Origin of the sequence: Rhodococcus (subgen. Prescottella) equi (genome assembly GCF_003013675.1) — a bacterium.
In the GTDB taxonomy this organism is placed as follows: domain Bacteria; phylum Actinomycetota; class Actinomycetes; order Mycobacteriales; family Mycobacteriaceae; genus Prescottella; species Prescottella equi.
The window spans coordinates 2,202,053-2,220,170 of record NZ_CP027793.1 but is presented as its reverse complement, the minus strand read 5'-3'; the positions used below and the strand labels follow the sequence as shown (position 1 = coordinate 2,220,170).

Genomic DNA, 18,118 nt, shown 5'->3' with positions numbered 1-18,118 from the left:
ACGGTCACGATCTCCTCCCTTCCGGTCCGGTGGGGACCGTGGCGACGAGCGCGGAGGCGTTCGGGTCGAACGGGCACCCACGGCCCCCGACGTGCGCGACGTACTCGTCGCGGAAGTACTTCAGCGACGACATGATCGGGCTGGCCGCGCCGTCACCGAGCGCACAGAACGACTTGCCGAGGATCGTGTCCGAGACGTCGAGCAACTTCTCGAGGTCCTCCGCACTGCCCTCGCCGCGCTCGAGGCGCTCGAGGATCTGCACGAGCCAGTAGGTGCCCTCACGGCACGGGGTGCACTTGCCGCAGGACTCGTGCGCGTAGAACTGCGTCCAGCGCAGTACCACGCGCACGATGCACGTCGTCTCGTCGAAGATCTGCAGCGCCTTGGTGCCGAGCATGGATCCTGCACCCGCCACCCCCTCGTAGTCGAGCGGTACGTCGAGGTGTTCGTCGGTGAGGAGCGGCGTCGACGAGCCGCCCGGGGTCCAGAACTTGAGCCGGTGCCCCGCGCGCACGCCCCCCGCGACGTCGAGCAACTGCCGCAACGTGATCCCGAGCGGGGCCTCGTACTGTCCGGGCCGGGTGACGTGACCCGAGAGCGAATACAGCGTGAACCCGGGCGACGCCTCGCTGCCCATGCCCCGGAACCATTCCGGTCCGCGGAGGATGATCGGCGGGACACTCGCGATCGACTCCACGTTGTTGACGACGGTCGGGCTGGCGTAGAGACCGGCGACGGCGGGGAACGGCGGTCGCAGCCGGGGTTGCCCCCGCCGCCCCTCGAGCGAGTCGAGCAGCGCCGTTTCCTCGCCGCAGATGTATGCCCCGGCCCCGGCGTGGACGACGATGTCCAGGTCGTAGCCCGAACCGAGGATGTCGCGACCGAGATACCCCGCGTCGTAGGCCTCGGCCACCGCTGCCTGCAGCCTCCGCAGAACCGGCACCACCTCGCCGCGCACGTAGACGAACGCCTGCGCGGCCCGGATCGCGTACGCCGCGATGACGACTCCCTCGATCAGCGTGTGCGGGGTCGCGAACATCAGCGGAATGTCCTTGCACGTACCCGGTTCCGACTCGTCGGCATTGACGACCAGGTAGTGGGGCTTCGCGGTTCCGTCGGTCGCCGGATCCTGCGGGATGAACGACCACTTCATGCCGGTGGGGAATCCGGCGCCGCCGCGGCCACGCAATCCGGCGTCCTTGACGGTCTGGATCACCTCGTCCGGGTTCATCCGAAGGGCCTTGCGGAGCGCGGTGTACCCGTCGTGACCGTGGTACGCGTCGAGAGTCCACGACCGGTCCTCGTCCCAGTGACTGCTCAGCACCGGGGTGAGCGGCGTCGCGGCTTCCGAACGCGCGGAGTGCAACCCCGCGAGTGTGGCCGGCCCGGCTCCCCCGCCCGATTCCAGCGCGCCCTGCCGACGGTCGGGGAACCCGGCGAGGATGCGCGCGGTGTCGCGGAACGAGGACAGGGGCGCGCCGCGGGTGGGCGTGACTCGTTCACCTGCCCGCAGGGCGTCGACCACCGCGGTCGCCGATTCGGGCGTCCGGTTGTCGAAGAACTCCCAGTTCACCATCATGACGGGCGCGAAATCGCAGGCCGCGTTGCACTCGATGTGCTCGAGGGTGATCGCGCCGTCCGGCGTGGTCTCACCGTCTCCGATACCGAGGTGCTCGCGCAGCGCCGCGTGGATCGCGTCCCCACCCATCACCGCGCACAGGCTGTTGGTGCACACTCCGACGTGATAGGTGCCGGTCGGTTCGCGCCGGTACATCGTGTAGAAGGTCGCGACCGCCGTCACCTCGGCGGCGGTGAGTCCGAGTTGTGCTGCGCAGAACTCGATTCCGGCCTGGGAGACGTGACCGTCCTCGGCCTGGACGAGGTGCAGCAGCGGCAGCAGTGCGGAGCGCGCGGTCCCCGGCGGCACGTCGTCCGGTGCCCGGTAGCGGGCGATGATCTCGTCCGCGTCGGCGGCGAGCCGGGCCACGACGTCGGGCGGGTACGCGGCCCGCTCGTGCGGACGCGGCCCCAATTCGAGGAACACCGGTTCCGTGGCACGCGATTCGGTCATCGGTCCACTCCCCCCATGACTGGGTCGATGCTGGCGACCGACGCGATGACGTCGGCGACCATCCCGCCCTCGCACATCGCCGCGACCGCCTGCAGATTCGTGAACGACGGGTCGCGGTAGTGCACCCGGAAGGGGCGGGTACCGCCGTCGCTGACCATGTGCACGCCCAGTTCGCCACGCGGCGACTCCACCGGCACGTACACCTGCCCGGGCGGGACCCGGAATCCTTCGGTGACGAGCTTGAAGTGGTGGATCAGCTCCTCCATCGAGGTACCCATGATCCGCCGGATGTGTTCGAGCGAGTTCCCGAGCCCGTCGGCGCCGACGGCGAGATCCGCAGGCCACGCGATCTTCTTGTCCGCCACCATGACCGGACCCGGCCGAAGTCGATCGAGGCACTGTTCGACGATCTTCAGCGACTCGGCCATCTCCTGCACCCGCACGAGGTAGCGGCCGTAGCAGTCACTGCCGGTGTCGGTGACGACGTCGAACTCGTACGTCTCGTAACCGCAGTACGGATCCGAGCGCCGCACGTCCAGGGGAAGTCCGGTTGCGCGCAGCACCGGCCCGGTGACCCCGAGTGCCATGCAACCGGTCAGGTCCAGGTACCCGATCCCCCTGGTACGCGCCTTCCAGATCGGGTTCTCGTTCAGCAGGTCCTCGAGATCGCGCAACCGCCGGGGCATCAGGTCGAGCAGCTCACGCACCTTGGCGACGGCACCGTCGGGCAGGTCCTGCGCCAGCCCACCCGGGCGGATGTACGCGTGGTTCATCCGCAGCCCCGTGATCATCTCGAAGATGTCGAGGACCAGTTCGCGTTCCCGGAAGCCGAACAGCATCGGGGTGATCGCCCCGAGTTCCATGCCGCCCGTCGCGAGGGCGACCAGATGCGAGGAGATCCGATTCAGCTCCATCAACAACACTCGCACGACCGTCGCCCGTTCGGGGATCCGATCGGTGATGTCGAGCAACTTCTCGACGCCCAGGCAGTACGCGACCTCGTTGAAGAACGGCGACAGGTAGTCCATCCGCGTGACGAACGTGACGCCCTGCGTCCAGTTGCGATACTCGAGATTCTTCTCGATTCCGGTGTGCAGATAGCCGATTCCGCAGCGCGCCTCGGTGACGGTCTCGCCCTCGATCTCGAGGATCAGCCGCAGGACGCCGTGCGTCGACGGGTGCTGCGGACCCATGTTGACGACGATGCGCTCGGCACCGGCCTGGTGGGCCTCGGACGCGGCGTCCACCAATTCGTCCCAGTCCTGACCGCCGACGGTGAACACTGCATCGCCGTTGTCGGTCCGGTCGGACTGCCCACTCGGACGGCTCACTGGTAGGCCCTCCTCTCGTCCGGCGGCGGGATCTTCGCCCCCTTGTACTCGACGGGAACGCCGCCGAGGGGGTAGTCCTTGCGCTGCGGGTGCCCCGTCCAGTCGTCGGGCATCTCGATTCGGGTGAGCGCAGGGTGACCGTCGAAGACGATCCCGAAGAAGTCGTAGGTCTCGCGCTCGTGCCAGTCGGTGGTCGGGTACACCCCGTACAACGACGGGATGTGCGGGTCGGCATCGGGCACAGCCACTTCCAGGCGGACCCGGCGCCCGTGGGTGACGGACATGAGCGGATACACCCCGTGCAGTTCGCGACCCGGATCCTGCGGGTAGTGCACTCCGCTCACTCCGAGACACAACTCGAAGCGCAGCGCCGGATCGTCGCGCAGGCGTCGCGCGGCGGTGGGCAGGTACTCGCGTCGCACGTGCAGCGTCAGTTCACCACGGAACACGACCACCTTCTCGATCGCGTCGTCGAAGTGCACGCCGACGGTGTCGAGCGCGTCGGCCAGAGCGTCGACGAACTCGTCGAACCACCCTCCGTACGGGCGCGGCGTGCTACCGGGCAGCGTGACGGGCCGGACGAGGCGTCCGTACCCGGAGGTGTCGCCGGTGCCGCCGACGCCGAACATGCCCTGCCGCAGCCCGATCATCTCGCCGCCGGCGACGCGTTCGGGCGGCACGGTCCCCTCGGGACCCGCCGTCGCCTCCGGATCGGGCCCGCCCAGTGCACCGTCGTGGTCGATCGCCATCACCGCACCGCCTCCGCCGTATGCCCCGGCAGGCCGAGATCGACCACCGGCCGCGCCGCCAGTGCCGCCGTCTCCGCCGCCCGCACCGCCTCCTCGCGGTTGACGCCGAGCGGTGTGTCCTGGATCTTCGCGTGCAACGCGAGAATCGCGTCGAGCAGCATTTCGGGTCGCGGCGGGCAGCCCGGCAGATAGATGTCGACCGGGACGACATGGTCGACTCCCTGCACGATCGCGTAGTTGTTGAACATGCCACCCGAGGACGCGCACACGCCCATGGCGAGGACCCACTTGGGCTCGACCATCTGGTCGTAGACCTGGCGCAGTACCGGGGCCATCTTCTGGCTCACCCGCCCGGCCACGATCATCAGATCGGCCTGTCGGGGCGAGGCACGGAAGGCCTCCATCCCGAAGCGGGCGAGGTCGTAGCGCCCGGACGTGGTCGCCATCATTTCGATCGCGCAGCACGCGAGGCCGAACGTCGCGGGCCACAGCGAACCCTTGCGGGCGTAGCCGGCCACGGTCTCGACCGTGCTCAGCAGGAAACCGCCCGGCACCTTCTCTTCGAGCCCCATCCTTCGATCACCTCCGCTCCGCGATCACCTCGAGATCCGCTAGTCCCAGCTCAAACCCCCACGACGCCACTCGTAGACGTAGGCGACGGACACGTTGAAGACGAACACCGCCATCGCGGCCAGACCGAACACACCGAGGGCGTCGAAGTGGACGGCCCACGGGTACAGGAAGACGATCTCGATGTCGAAGATGATGAACAACATCGCCGTCAGGTAGTACTTCACGGGGATCCGCTGTCCACCGGCCCGCCCGCCGGGCTGCTGCATCGGTTCGATGCCGCACTCGTACGCCTCGAGCTTCGCGCGATTGCGCCGCGCGGGTCCCACCGCCGAGGCGACGAACACGGAGAAGACCGCGAACGCCACCGCGATGGCGCCCAACACGAGAATCGGCACGTAGGCGTTCACCCTGCCTCAGCTCCTCCGGTCGCGAGCACGGACGGCGGGTAGCCAGGGACGACGCACAATCACGCAATCAGGAAAACCCACCCGCCGAATGTGATCTACGCCTCAGCCTACCCAGATTGCCCCCCGGCTTGGCTTCGGTTTTACCCGCGAGTCTTCCGGCAACGGGACCGACACGGGAGGGACGCGCCCACGTCACGCCGGACGCAGCAGCCCCACCACGGTCTCGGCCAGCGCGAACGGATCGATGGGGTGTCCGACGACCCCGTCCGCCCGCGACCAGTCGGCCAGCCATCGGTCGTCGGCGCGGCCGGTGAGAACCACGATCGGCGGGCACGCGTCGAGTTCGTCGCGCAGTTGCTTGGCGATGCCCATCCCGCCGGCCGGCTGCGCTTCGCCGTCGAGCACGGCCAGGTCGATGCCGCCTGCGTCCAGTTCGCGGACGACCACCGGGGCGGTTGCGACCTCGAGGTACGCGAATTCCGGCAGATCCGGGTGCGGGCGTGTGCCCAGCGCAGAGATCACCCGCTCCCGCGTCGAGGCGTCGCTGCTGTAGACGAGCACGCGCAGCGTCACGGAGTCTTCGGAGCGCACGGTCGGATTGGCCACGATCCAGATGCTACGGCCGCTCCCCCGGCCACACCGGGAACCGACTCAGGTTCGGGCGTTCCGGGACCCGGGTTGCCGCTAGTCTCCCGAGCATGGGGGAAACGACGGTGTCCACACGCGTCACGGCGAGGGCGGGCACGGCAGCGCTGTGCGCGGGAGTGATCCTGGGAGCCACCGGATGCGCGGACTCCGGGCGTCCCGCGGCGGGTGCGGCGCCCGTGGCGTGTCCCACGGGCACTGTCGAGTTCGTCTCCGCCCGGCCCGGCGTCGCCGAGTCCATGGTCCCCGACACCCCACTGTTCGCCGAGGTGTGCCGCTACGAGAAGGCCGGTGGCGAAGCGGCCCCGAGCTCCCCGCGGCCGGCCTCCGCCGGGCGTGTCGAGGGCACCGAACTCGACGCCCTGGTCGATGCCCTCAACGCGGCAGGACCGACCGATCCCCGGCGCTGCGGGGGCCCGGCGGCCTCGGACGCCACGACGATCGTGTGGACCACCTTCCGCTACGCGTCGGGCCCGCCGGTGCAGGTCCGCTGGTCCGGACCGTGCAATCAGTCGAGCAACGGAACGAAGCTCGCCGACGGTCTCGCCCGGGAGATTCCGCCGTACTGGACGAACCCCGTTCCGCTGCAGGTCAACTGAAGTTCCTGTCCCGAATCAGAACCCGGGGGCTGCGACAGGCACGTACCGGAACTGGCCGGACGCCGACTGGAAGGTGGCGAGCGCACGGTCGATGTGCGACGCCGAGGTCACCAGCACGGCACCGTCCGCCCCTGCGGCGGACAGGATCTGGGTGGTGTTGCGCGCATTGTCGACGGTGGAGAACGAATCGTTGTCGAGGACGATGTTCGCGGGATTGACGCCCCGGAGCACGAGTCCGGCCAGCATCGCCTGCGCTTCGGTGTACGGCAGCGGCTGTGTCGGGCCGCCGGAAACGATCACCTTGTTCGCCGGGTGCAGACGGGCGATCGCGGCGGCCGTGTTCAGTCGCGAGTTGAGGACGGCGGGCAGCAACCCGTCGGCGTTCAGGCGGGCACCCAGCACCACGATGTACCGGGAGGCCGGATCGCCGGTGGTGAGATAGGTGTGCGCGGCGGTGTACTGAGCCAGCGAGGACACCGTGTCGGAGATCCCGGACGCCGCCGTGTATTCCAGGGTGTCGATGCCCTGACTGATGAGCCCCGGAATGTTCAGTGATGCGGCGTTCGCCGGCACCGCGGCCACCACCGGTAGTGCGGCCACGGCAGCCGCGACCACGATTGTTCTCAGCTTCTGCATTCGCCTGTGTCTCCCCGGATTCGGCGGTCGGTATCGATTGCGCGGGTCACACCCTACGGGCGAAACGGGCACCCGTCATCCGTTCGGCCGACACCGACCGCTGACCACGGCCGATCTAGCCACGCATCTCGTAGGCGCCGTCGTACGCGGCCACCTTCTCCCACACCCGTTCGAATCGGGCGGCGTCCACCACGGGCTTGCGGATCACGCCGAGCGCCCACTCCTGTTGTGCCTGCGTCGACGACGGTTTGCCGTGCAACGCCACCGCGTGGCCGGAGAAGTCGCGGATGAGAACGTCGAAGATCTGCTCGAGGAGATCCCGGTCGAGCCCGACGATGTCGGCCTGCTCGAGGATCAGCTGTCCGTAGACCACCAACTCGAAGAGGTGGCCGAGCGTGAGCAGGAAGTCGAGGTCGGCGAGTTGGGCCTCGTCGGGGCCGGCGGTCGCGAGCAGTTCACGGAAAGCGAGCGCCTGTTCGTGGAACCGCGCGACGTCGGGAATGTCGCCGTGTTCGACGTATGCGCGGGTCCAGTCGTGGAACTGCACCTTTCCCGAACCCCGGGCCGGGCCCTGCCGCCAGAAGAAGTCGTCGTCGGTGGCGTCGGTGCGGGTGCCGACCTCCGGATACTCGGCGGGCGCGAACAGGTAGTTGGGCATGAACTTGAGGATGAGTGCGACGTTGACGTGCACAGTGCCCTCGAGTTTCGGCAGCGTGCCGATCAGTTCGGCAGCCTCCCGGAAGTACGTGTCCTTCTCGTAGCCCTTGGCGGCGATCACGTCGTGCAGCAACGCCATCACCGTCTCGCCTTCCGACGTCACCTTCGCTTTCGTCATCGGGTTGAACAGCAGGTACCGGCGGTCCTCGGGACCTGCACTGCGGAAGTAGTCGACGGCGCGAGCACTGAACAGCTTCATCGCGATCAGCCGGGCGTAGGCGTCGACGAAGTTGGCCCGCACGTGCGGAAAATCGGTGACGCGCTTGCCGTACAGAATCCGGTTGTGCGCGTGCGTGATCGCCTCGTAGAAGGCGTGCTCGCACATGCCGATCGACGCGGTGCACAGGTTGAACTTGCCGACGTTGACGGTGTTGAGAGCCGCGGAGAACGCATCCGGCCCGGTGTGCAGGATGTCCTGCTCACGAACCGGGTAGTCGCGGAGCGCGAAGGTGCTGACGTACATCTGCCCGTGCACGACGTTGTCGATCAGCCGGTAGTGCAGGTGTCGACTGTCGACGACGAAGAACACGTACCCTTCCGCGCCCTCCACGTCGGTGCGACGGCCGAAGACGGACACCATGCCGGCCACGTTGCCGTTGCCGATGTAGTACTTGGTGCCGTTCGCACGGAACACCGCGTCCCCGCTGCCGGCCGAGTCCTGCGGGGTGAGCAGCATGTCGGTGGAGTAGACGTCGGCGCCGTGCTCGCGTTCGGACAGCCCGAACGCCATGACGCCGCCGGCGTCGAGTTGCTCGGCAGCACGCTCCCGGGCCGCGGCGTTGGCGCTCATCCAGATCGGTCCGAGGCCGAGCACCGTCACCTGCCACAGGTACCAGTACGCGAGTCCGTAGAAACCGAGAATCTCGCTCAGCGCCGCGTTCCGGGCGGCGTCCCAGCGCTTGTTGGGGTCGCCGTGCGAGTCGGCTGCGGGCGTGAGGAAGGTCGCGAACAGCTTCTCGTGCCCCACGAAGTCGAGGAAGTCCCCCGTCCAAACCGCGTGGAGGTCGTCCTGGAGCAGCCGCCGCTTACCCCGGGACTCGAACCAGGCGATCGTCGCACGCAGCAGGCGGCGCGTGTTCGGATCGAGGTCCACGGGGTCGTAGTCGCGCGGGTTCAGCAGCAGTTCACCCAATGTCCTCGCCCTCCGCAGTGTGGATGTGGCACCCGGATCGGGTCCTCCACGTCCACTGTGCGCCAGACCGCGCGCCGTTGCGGGAAATCCTCCGGAAATCTTGTCCCGCCGATCACTCACTGCTACGTTCTGACACAGAGATACATGTTTGTTCCACTGTCCCACCCTCGGCAGAAGGCACTCATGACGTCACCTCGTTCCGACTCGGCATTCGACGCCCTCATCCGCGAAGCCGAACCCGTGCTCGTCGACGACCACACCACCGAGCACTCCCTTCCACTCGGGCCCGATTCACTGGTCTGGAAGTTCTACGGCGACGTCCGCGGACTCCTCGGCTTCCAGAGACTGGCCGGCACCGAGAACTGCATCGAACAGCTCGGCAAAGCCGTCGAGGACCACTCGGTGATCTTCTCGGACACCCTCGGGCGGGCACGGCGCAGCGGGCCGCCGATCATGAAGACCGTCTACAGCGAGGATCCCCATCACTGGGGCCGCACCGTCCGCGACTTCCACCGCTCCATCAAGGGCACGATCTCCGACGGGTCCCGCTACCACGCGCTCAACCCCGAGCTCTTCTATTGGGCGCACGCGACATTCGTCGATCAGGTCCTGTACGTCACCGACACGTTCATCCGGCGCCTCTCGTACGACGAGAAGGTCCGGATCTTCGAGGAGAGCAAGCGCTGGTATGCGCTGTACGGCGTGAGTGCCCGCAACGAGCCGCAGACGTACGAGGAGTTCGTCGACTACTGGAACGCGATGCTCGACCGGTTCGTCGCGACGAAGACGATCGTGTACGCGACGGGCTACATCCGCAAGGGCGTCCCGCGGCCGCGGCGCATCCCGGCACCGGTGTGGGCCGTCCTGTCCGCGCCGATCGATGCGTTCACCCGCAACATCGTCGTCGGGACCCTTCCGGACCAGATGCGCGAGGTCTGCGGGCTGGAGTGGAACGCGAAGAAGGAGAGGCGCTTCCGCCGGTTCGCGGCGACGATGCGCGCCTTGAATCCGGTGTTCAACCGGCTCCCGCTCGGCGCGCTCTACCTCCCCTGGGCTCGCGACGCGTGGCGGCGAGTCGGCGTCGATCCCCGTCCTCTGCACAACCGACCGGCCTGATCCCACAGCGAACGCCCAGGAGTGCTCATGCGTAACAAGCAGTTGGCCCCGGTTCCCGCGGGCAGCGATCTGAAACCCATTCGCGGCACAGGCGATCCGGGCGTGATCGAGGTATTGCGCTTCGTCCGTGATCCGATCGCGATGGTGGCCCGTCGCCGAGAGTTGTTCGGCGACATCACATACCTCAACGCATTCGGACTGAAGTTCGTCATCCCTCTCACCGCCGACGGCGCCGAGGCGGTCGCGATGAATCGGCAGAAGGCGTTCGCGAACGAACCCGCCTGGGGTTTCCTGATCGGGCCGTTCTTCCGCCGCGGGATCATGCTGATGGACTTCGAGGAGCACCGCCACCATCGGCGAATCATGCAGCAGGCGTTCACGAACACGCACCTCAAGGGCTACCTGCAGGACATGCAGCCGATGCTCGCTGATCGCGTGGCGCACTTCCCGCTCGGGGACCGCATCCGGCTGCTCGACGAGTTCAAACAGTTGACGCTGGATCTGGCGCTCGAAATCTTTCTGGGGCTCGACCTGCCTCGCGACGAGGCGGACCGGATCAACAAGGCCTTCGTGGACTGCGTCGCGGCGGGCTTGTCGATCGTCCGCAAGAACGTTCCGGGCACCAAGTGGTCGCGCGGGCTGGCCGGGCGCCGGATACTCGAGGAGTTCTTCTACCGGCACCTGCCGGCGAAGCGCGCTACCGCGACCCCCGACCTGTTCTCGGTGCTGTGCCACGCACAGTCGGAGGACGGCCACACCTTCAGCGACGAGGACGTGGTCAACCACATGATCTTCGTCCTGATGGCGGCGCACGACACCTCGACCATCACGCTCACCACGATGGCGTACTACATGGCCAAGCACCCCGAGTGGCAGGCCGCGGCCCGCGAGCAGTCCCGCGAACTCCCACCCGAGATCTCGTACGACACGCTCGACCGGTTCACCGTGCTCGACGCGATCATGAAGGAGTCCCTGCGGCTGAACGCTCCCGTCCCCGGACTACCCCGCCGGGCCGTCCAGGACACCGAGATCTGCGGCCACTTCATCCCGAAGGGCACTTATGTCAGCGCCATCGGCATGGTCAGCCATCACGACCCGGCCCTGTGGACCGACCCCGAGCGGTTCGACCCCGACCGGTTCTCACCCGAGCGTGCCGAGGATCGAGTGCACCGCTTCGCCTGGATGCCGTTCGGTGGCGGCGTCCACAAGTGCATCGGCCTCTACTTCGGGCAGATGGAGATCAAGACGATCATGCACAACCTGCTGCTGCGGTACGAGTGGTCGGTGCCCGACGACTACGTGTGGAAGCTCGACAACTCGACGTTGCCGATCCCCAAGGATCATCTGCCCGTCCGGATGCGACCGCTGCGGGGATCGCGATGACGATCTCCGGCAGCCGATATGCTCCCCCTGATGCCCACGCCAGCCGAACCCTCCACGACGTCCGCGTCACCCGAGCAGGTGATGCTCGATGCCGCGCGGGACGAGTTCGAGCGCTACGGGATCCGGCGCACCAACATGGACGACATCGCGCGCCGGGCGGGCATCTCCCGCAGTACCCTCTATCGGCGCTTCCCGAACAAGGATGCCCTCGTCGAGACCCTGCTGATGCGCGAGACCGCGCTCTTCTTCGGGGCACTGGACCGGGTCGCCGAGAACCGGGATCCGCACGGCGCGGTGATCGAGTGCTTCACCCGCGGGGTCCGCATGGCACAGGAGATTCCGCTCATCGCCCGGATCCTCGAGAGCGAACCGGAGATGATCCTCGGGCTCAGCAGCCGCACCGACGGCGCGCCGATCGCGCAGGCCGCGGCGCAGGTCACCGGGGCGTTGCGGCGCAGCGGCGTCACGATGTCCGACGACGACCTGCGCGCGGTCTCCGAGATCCTCGTCCGCATCGCGGTGTCGTTGATGCTCGATCCTCGCGGTCAGCTGGATCTTTCGGATCAGGCCGCCGTGCGCCGCTACGCCGAGCGCTACCTGGTACGCCTGGTCTGGTGAGCGGTGCGCTCGGCCTCGAGCGCACCCTGTCGGGGAGGCACCGGTGACCTCACTCGCGACCACCGGCGCCGAGCTGTCCGCGCCGCCGCCGGGAATCGGCGCCGGTCTGCTGGACGACCTGCTCCGGCAGCTTCCCAGTTCCGCGCGGCTGCACCGCGCCCGCGCCCCGTTCGACGGCACCCCGCTCCCCGCTGTGCCGCAGTCCGATCCGGACTCGGTGGCCGCAGCGGCCGTCGCCGCCCGTCTGGCACAGGCACGCTGGGCCGAGACGCCCGTCGGTGATCGCGCGACGATCATGCGGCGTTTCGCTCGCGCCCTGATCACGCACGAGCGGCAACTGTGCAACCTCATGCAGTGGGAGACCGGCAAGGCGCGGGTACATGCCGCGATCGAGGTGCAGGGTGTGGTCCAGGTGGCCACCTACTACGGCCGGACCGGCGCTGCGCACCTGGCGCCGCGCCGTGCCGCGTCCGCGGTCCCGGGTGTCGTCGCGGCGCGGGTGAGGTACCGGCCCAAGGGTCTGGTCGGAGTGATCGCGCCGTGGAACTACCCCCTGTTCCTCGCGGTCGGGGACGTGATCCCTGCCCTCGTCGCCGGCAATGCGGTGGTCAGCAAGGCGGATTCGCAGACCCCGCTGACTCTCCTGCTGGCCCGGAAACTCGCCGTCGACGCCGGACTGCACCCGGACCTGTGGCAGGTGGTGACCGGTCCCGGCAGCCGGATCGGGCCGGCGCTGATCGACGCCGTGGACTACGTGTCGTTCACCGGGTCCACTGCCACAGGACGGGAGATCGGACGCCGGTGCGCCGACCGTCTCATCGGCGCGTCCCTCGAACTCGGCGGCAAGAACCCGATGATCGTGTGCTTCGACGCCGACGTCGAGGCCGCGGCGACCGGAGCCGTGCAGGCATGCTTCTCGAACGCCGGACAGATGTGCATCGGCATCGAACGGATCTACGTGCACCAGGACGTGTACCACCGGTTCGTCGAGGCACTCGTCGAACGGACCCGCCGGCTCCGAGTGGGGCCTGGGTACACCTACGACGTCGACATGGGTTCGCTCACCTCGGAACGGCAGCTCGAGACCACCGTCCGGCACGTCGAGGATGCAGTCACGAAGGGCGCGACGGTGCTCACCGGGGGCCGTCCGCGCCCGGATCTGGGTCCGCTCTTCCACGACCCGACCGTCCTCGCCGACGTCACCGACGACATGCTCGCGTTCGCGGAGGAGACCTTCGGACCCGTCGTGTCGGTGTACCGGGTGACCGACGACGACGCCGCCGTGCGGGCCGCCAACGCCGGCGAGTACGGGCTGAGCGCAAGCGTGTGGTCCCGGGATCCGAAGCGGGGCAGGAAGATCGCGCAGCGAATCGTCGCCGGCGGCGTGAACGTCAACGACGGCTACCTGTCCGCCATCGCGGCGCTCGGCGCACCGATGGGCGGCATGCGCGCGAGCGGAATCGGTCGCCGACACGGGCGCGAGGGCATCGTGCGGTACACCGAGCCGCAGACCATCACGTCCCAGCGCATCCCGACCGCTTATCCGGACCGATGCCGGGCCACGCTGCTACGCGCCCTCAACCTCGCCAATCGAGCGAAACTCTTCTTCCCACACCGCTGACGAGGAGCACCATGAAGCTTCCGGTTCCGGCCGTCCGGCTCCGAGACGAGGCCGCGGCGGCCCGCATCCTGTGGTCCGCCGGGATGGTCCCGCGCGACGCCCGCGCCGCCATCGCGGGAGTCCGGGCCGTCGTCCGGCTGGGCCCGTTCGGTGGGCTGCCGGCGTACTGCGCTGCCGTGCACGGCGACACCACCGCGGTGATCGACGACCGTGGCAGCCTCACCTTCGCCGAGTTCGCCGACCGCACCCACCGCCTGGCCGACGCCCTGCGCTCCGAGTTCCCAGGTCGCCGCCGGCAACCGAGCATCGGGATCATGTGTCGCAATCACGCCGATGCGCTGGTCACGCTGTGCGCGGCGGCCGCCGTGGGCGCCCGGGTGGTGCTGCTCGGCGCCGATTTCGGCCCACGGCAGGTGGCGGTCGTGGCCGAACGCGAACGCCTCGATGCGCTCGTCCACGACGAGGAGTTCCGTTCCGCCGTAACGGCATTCGGCGGCCGACGCTGGTGCGCTCGATACGGTAGCGAAGCGCCCGCCGACGCGCTCGACCGTCTCGTCGACCGCGGCGACGGCTCCCTCCCGCCCCGTCCGGCGCATCACGCGTCGCTGGTCATCCTCACGAGCGGCACCAGCGGCGTCCCGAAGGGAGCTCCGCGCGCCGAGCCCCGGACCTTGCTGCTGACCGCGGGCCTGCTCGAACGCATCCCGCTCCGAGGCGGAATGCGGGTGCTGTTGTCGGCGCCCGTCTTCCACGGCTGGGGGCTGCTGGTGGCGGTACTCACCCTGATGCTGGGCGGGACACTGGTGTTGCGCCCGCGGTTCGAAGCGGCGACCGCCCTGGCCGACCTCGAACGCTTCCGCTGCGGCGCCTTCGTTGCGGTGCCCACGATGCTCCGCCGGATCGTCGACCTCGGCGACCGGGTCCGGAGCGCGGATCTCGCTGCACTACGCATCGTCGCCAGCGGCGGCGCTCGGCTGGAACCCGCGCTCGTGCGGGCGGTCTCGGATTCCTTCGGCCCGGCACTGCACAACCTGTACGGCTCGACCGAGGCCGCGTACGTCAGTATCGCGACGCCGTCCGATCTCGTGGAAGCCCCGAACTGCGCCGGGCGCCCCACGCTCGGCACCGTGCTCCGGATCGTCGACGACACGGGAGGTGCCCTGCCCGTCGGCGTGGAGGGCCGGATCCTGGTGCGCACGCCCGCCCAGATCGACGCCTACACCGACGGCACCCGACGCTCCGGCGACGACGGCTTCCTCGACACCGGCGACCGTGGGCATCTCGACGAACTGGGCCGGCTGCACGTCTGCGGCCGGTCCGATTCGATGATCGTCTCCGGCGGCGAGAACGTCTTCCCCGAGGAGGTCGAGCTCGTACTTCTCGACCATCCGGCGATCGCGGACGCGGCCGTCACCCCGGTCGACGACGACGAGTTCGGACAGCGCCTGCGCGCATACGTCGTCGCGGTCGGAGACGAAGCCGTCGACGAGGCGGCGATTCGCGCCCACGTGGCCGACCGGCTGCCGCGGTCCCGGATGCCCCGCGACGTCGTCTTCGTCGACATCCTCCCCCGGGGATCGTCAGGGAAGGTCCAGCGCGGCACGCTCGATGACCTGAAGGAGAAACACACATGAGCGGTATCGACCCGATGGGCCGCGTCGCGGTGGTCACCGGCGGCGCTCGGGGCATCGGCTGGGCCACGGCCGCGGCCCTGCGGAACGCCGGGGCGCACGTCGCGATCGGCGACCTCGACCCGGCTCGGACCGCCCTCGCCGCCGAGGAACTCGGCCTTCACGGCGCATTCCTCGACGTCACCGACACGTCGTCGGTCGAGACCTTCCTCGACGACGTCGAATCGCGACTCGGCCCCGTCGCGATCTGGATAAACAACGCCGGCATCATGCCGATCGGTCCCGTCCTCGAACAGCCGGATGCAGTGATCCGACGGGCCGTCGACGTGAACGTGCTGGGAGTGATGAACGGCTCCCGCGCCGCCGCTCGGCGCATGACACGGCGCGGCGAGGGGCGGATCGTGAACGTCGCCTCGATCGCCGGACGCATCCCCGCGCCCGGTATGGCCGTCTACAACGGCACCAAGTTCGCGGTCGTCGGGTTCGGCGAGGCACTCGACGCCGAACTGCGCCACCGAGGTGTGCGAGTGTCGACGGTCCTGCCGTCGTTCACGAACACCGCGCTCGTGTCGGGCACGGCGCCCGGCCGGATGACCCGGCCCATACCCCCGGAGGAGGTGGCGCGGGCCGTGGTCACCGTGGTCCGCCGAGGCAGACGCCAGGCCGTCGTACCACGCCGCCTGTCGACGGGAAGTGCGTTGTGGCAGCTGTTCCCGCGACCCGTCGCGACGACACTGCGCCGGACGCTCGGGCTCGACACGGTATTCCTCGACATCGGCTCCGGCCGGGCCGACTACGACGCCCGGATCGCCCGGGACGCATACCCGTCCGAGCCGATCGACTGACTCCCGGAGTTCGGTCGCCGTGGCGCGGCGACCGACCCGGGGATCGGATCAGCTGCGGACCGCGGTGAGGATCTCGTCGAGCGCGGCGTCGACGGGCACCTCACGGGATTCCCCGGTGAAGCGGTCGCGCAGTTCCACGTTGCCCTCCGCGAAGCCGCGGCCCACGACCACCACCAGTGGGACACCGATCAACTCGGAGTCCTTGAACTTCACACCCGGCGACGCCTTGCGATCGTCGAACAGGACGTCGACGCGAGCCTTGTCCAGCTCGGCAGCCAGGGCCTCGGCGCCCTCTCGGGCGGCATCGTCCTTGTTGGCGATCACGAGGTGCACGTCGAACGGGCTGACCTCGGACGGCCAGCGCAGCCCCTTGTCGTCGTGATGCTGCTCGGCGATCACCGCGACCAGTCGGGAGACGCCGATGCCGTACGAGCCCATGGTGGGACGGACGGGCTTGCCGTTCTCGCCCAGCACGTCGACGCCGAAGACGTCGGTGTACTTGCGACCGAGCTGGAACACGTGCCCGACCTCGATCCCGCGGGCGGCGACCAGTGCGCCGGCACCGTCGGGCGAGGGATCGCCGTCGCGCACCTCGGCGGCCTCGATGGTGCCGTCGGGGGTGAAGTCCCGTCCGGCGACGAGGCCCACGTAGTGCTTGCCCTCCTCGTCGGCGCCCGTGATCCAGCTGGTGCCGTCCACGACGCGCGGGTCGACGAGGTAGCGGACGCCGTTCTCCTGCAACGCCTTCGGGCCGATGTAACCCTTCACCAGGAAGGGGTTGTTCCTGAAGTCCGTCTCGGTGAGGAGCATATACTCGGCCGGTTCCAGCGACGCTTCGAGGCGCTTCTCGTCCACTTCGCGGTCACCGGGGATACCGATCGCGAGCAGCTCCCACTCCCCGCCGGGCACACGGGTCTTCACCATGATGTTCTTCAGCGTGTCCGCGGCCGTGACGGTCCTGCCGAGGTCGGCCCCGTTGGCCCACTCGACGAGGGTGTCGATGGTCTCGGTGTCCGGGGTGTCACGCACCTCGGCGGGGGGCAGTCCGTCGAACGGGACGGGCGCCGGCGCGAGCGTCTTGACGGCCTCGACGTTGGCGGCGTAGCCGGATTCGAGGCAGCGGACGTAGGTGTCCTCACCGATCTCGCTCTCGGCCAGGAACTCCTCCGACGCGCTGCCGCCCATCGCCCCCGAGGTGGCGGAGACGATGACGTACTTCACGCCGAGACGGGCGAGGATCCGTTCGTAAGTGTCGCGGTGCGCCTGGTAAGACGCCGTCAGGCCCTCGTCGGTGAGGTCGAAGGAGTACGAGTCCTTCATGACGAACTCGCGGCCGCGAAGGATGCCGGCACGGGGCCGCTCCTCGTCGCGGTACTTGGTCTGCACCTGGTACAGGGTGACCGGGAAGTCCTTGTACGAGTTGTACTCCCCCTTCACGGTGAGCGCGAAAAGCTCCTCGTGCGTGGGGCCGAGCATCATGTCGTTGCCCTTGCGATCCTTGAGACGGAACAGGCCGGCCCCGTACTCGGTCCAGCGGTTCGACGTCTCGTACGGGTCGCGCGGCAGCAGCGCGGGCAGCAGGATCTCCTGCGCGCCCATCGCGTTCATCTCCTCGCGCACCACGCGCTCGACCTCGCGCAGCACCCGCAGGCCCAGTGGCAGCCACGAGTAGACGCCGGGCGCGATGCGCCGCACGTAGCCGGCGCGAACCAGGAGCTTGTGGCTGGCGACCTCGGCGTCGGCCGGGTCGTCGCGGAGGGTGCGGAGGAACAGGTGCGACATGCGAGTGATCACGGGGCACCAGCCTAGTCGGTTGAACTGCGGAGACCGATCGAGGGCACGGGTCCCGGCGATGGTTCGGACACCACTCGCGGGTCGGTAATACGCGTAAACCGCGTAACACACCCAAATCCACCAAACTCGAGGTAGCTTAGCCTCGCCTTTGTAATCACAGGCTTACCTCTCTCCGTGGCTTCTGCACGCAGCCGCGGCTGTGACCAGGAAGAAGAAAGATGCACGCGTTACGCAGGGCTGCCCTCGCGAC

At 68.7% G+C, this 18,118-nt stretch carries 16 protein-coding genes; 7 read left to right on the top strand and 9 right to left on the bottom strand.

The window, feature by feature from the left end:
• Nucleotides 1-4: 4 nt before the first annotated feature.
• The 6 genes from nuoF to C7H75_RS10455 all read right to left on the bottom strand — a co-directional run bounded on the left by nuoF (nucleotide 5) and on the right by C7H75_RS10455 (nucleotide 5,737).
• Nucleotides 5-2,071: an NADH-quinone oxidoreductase subunit NuoF gene (gene nuoF / locus C7H75_RS10480; protein WP_022595368.1), complete on the bottom strand. Its 2,067-nt coding sequence runs from the start codon at nucleotides 2,069-2,071 to the stop codon at nucleotides 5-7.
• Entirely contained in the window at nucleotides 2,068-3,402 is a 1,335-nt protein-coding gene (nuoD, locus tag C7H75_RS10475; protein ID WP_013415736.1) for an NADH dehydrogenase (quinone) subunit D, read from the bottom strand. The genes nuoF and nuoD overlap by 4 nt, the downstream gene beginning before the upstream one ends.
• Nucleotides 3,399-4,127 (bottom strand): NADH-quinone oxidoreductase subunit C, encoded by a 729-nt coding sequence (locus C7H75_RS10470; RefSeq protein ID WP_390893137.1) that lies wholly within the window; start codon nucleotides 4,125-4,127, stop codon nucleotides 3,399-3,401. The genes nuoD and C7H75_RS10470 overlap by 4 nt, the downstream gene beginning before the upstream one ends.
• 23 nt (nucleotides 4,128-4,150) lie before the next feature.
• Complete coding sequence (locus tag C7H75_RS10465) at nucleotides 4,151-4,723, bottom strand: NuoB/complex I 20 kDa subunit family protein (protein WP_005513818.1); 573 nt, start codon at nucleotides 4,721-4,723, stop codon at nucleotides 4,151-4,153.
• A 39-nt stretch (nucleotides 4,724-4,762) separates the two neighbouring features.
• A complete protein-coding gene (locus C7H75_RS10460) occupies nucleotides 4,763-5,131 on the bottom strand; it encodes an NADH-quinone oxidoreductase subunit A (RefSeq protein WP_005513819.1) in 369 nt (122 codons plus the stop codon).
• Nucleotides 5,132-5,323: 192 nt separating this feature from the next.
• On the bottom strand, nucleotides 5,324-5,737 hold the full coding sequence (locus tag C7H75_RS10455) for an Rv3143 family two-component system response regulator (RefSeq protein ID WP_022595363.1): 414 nt from the start codon (nucleotides 5,735-5,737) through the stop codon (nucleotides 5,324-5,326).
• 92 nt (nucleotides 5,738-5,829) lie between these two features.
• Here C7H75_RS10455 and C7H75_RS10450 point away from each other — a divergent pair, with 92 nt between their 5' ends.
• Nucleotides 5,830-6,375 (top strand): hypothetical protein, encoded by a 546-nt coding sequence (locus tag C7H75_RS10450; protein ID WP_106851322.1) that lies wholly within the window; start codon nucleotides 5,830-5,832, stop codon nucleotides 6,373-6,375.
• Nucleotides 6,376-6,390: 15 nt separating this feature from the next.
• Here the strand turns inward: C7H75_RS10450 and C7H75_RS10445 are convergent, their stop codons facing one another.
• Complete coding sequence (locus C7H75_RS10445; protein ID WP_013415732.1) at nucleotides 6,391-7,011, bottom strand: YdcF family protein; 621 nt, start codon at nucleotides 7,009-7,011, stop codon at nucleotides 6,391-6,393.
• 115 nt (nucleotides 7,012-7,126) lie between these two features.
• Nucleotides 7,127-8,860: an acyl-CoA dehydrogenase family protein gene (locus tag C7H75_RS10440; RefSeq protein ID WP_022595360.1), complete on the bottom strand. Its 1,734-nt coding sequence runs from the start codon at nucleotides 8,858-8,860 to the stop codon at nucleotides 7,127-7,129.
• 183 nt (nucleotides 8,861-9,043) lie between these two features.
• Here C7H75_RS10440 and C7H75_RS10435 point away from each other — a divergent pair, with 183 nt between their 5' ends.
• Genes C7H75_RS10435 through C7H75_RS10410 form a run of 6 tightly spaced genes read left to right on the top strand, consistent with a single transcriptional unit; the run spans nucleotide 9,044 to nucleotide 16,074 of the window.
• Complete coding sequence (locus C7H75_RS10435) at nucleotides 9,044-9,976, top strand: oxygenase MpaB family protein (protein ID WP_022595358.1); 933 nt, start codon at nucleotides 9,044-9,046, stop codon at nucleotides 9,974-9,976.
• A gap of 27 nt (nucleotides 9,977-10,003) precedes the next feature.
• Complete coding sequence (locus C7H75_RS10430) at nucleotides 10,004-11,359, top strand: cytochrome P450 (protein ID WP_081122066.1); 1,356 nt, start codon at nucleotides 10,004-10,006, stop codon at nucleotides 11,357-11,359.
• An 18-nt stretch (nucleotides 11,360-11,377) separates the two neighbouring features.
• Complete coding sequence (locus C7H75_RS10425; protein WP_005513826.1) at nucleotides 11,378-11,977, top strand: TetR/AcrR family transcriptional regulator; 600 nt, start codon at nucleotides 11,378-11,380, stop codon at nucleotides 11,975-11,977.
• 43 nt (nucleotides 11,978-12,020) lie between these two features.
• Nucleotides 12,021-13,598 (top strand): succinic semialdehyde dehydrogenase, encoded by a 1,578-nt coding sequence (locus C7H75_RS10420; RefSeq protein ID WP_005513827.1) that lies wholly within the window; start codon nucleotides 12,021-12,023, stop codon nucleotides 13,596-13,598.
• 11 nt (nucleotides 13,599-13,609) lie between these two features.
• Entirely contained in the window at nucleotides 13,610-15,232 is a 1,623-nt protein-coding gene (locus C7H75_RS10415; RefSeq protein WP_106851321.1) for an AMP-binding protein, read from the top strand.
• Nucleotides 15,229-16,074 (top strand): SDR family NAD(P)-dependent oxidoreductase, encoded by an 846-nt coding sequence (locus C7H75_RS10410; protein ID WP_005513829.1) that lies wholly within the window; start codon nucleotides 15,229-15,231, stop codon nucleotides 16,072-16,074. The genes C7H75_RS10415 and C7H75_RS10410 overlap by 4 nt, the downstream gene beginning before the upstream one ends.
• A gap of 48 nt (nucleotides 16,075-16,122) precedes the next feature.
• On the opposite strand, the gene C7H75_RS10405 is transcribed toward C7H75_RS10410, so the two are convergent.
• Nucleotides 16,123-17,868: a proline--tRNA ligase gene (locus tag C7H75_RS10405; RefSeq protein WP_084984746.1), complete on the bottom strand. Its 1,746-nt coding sequence runs from the start codon at nucleotides 17,866-17,868 to the stop codon at nucleotides 16,123-16,125.
• Between the last annotated feature and the right edge of the window lie 250 nt (nucleotides 17,869-18,118).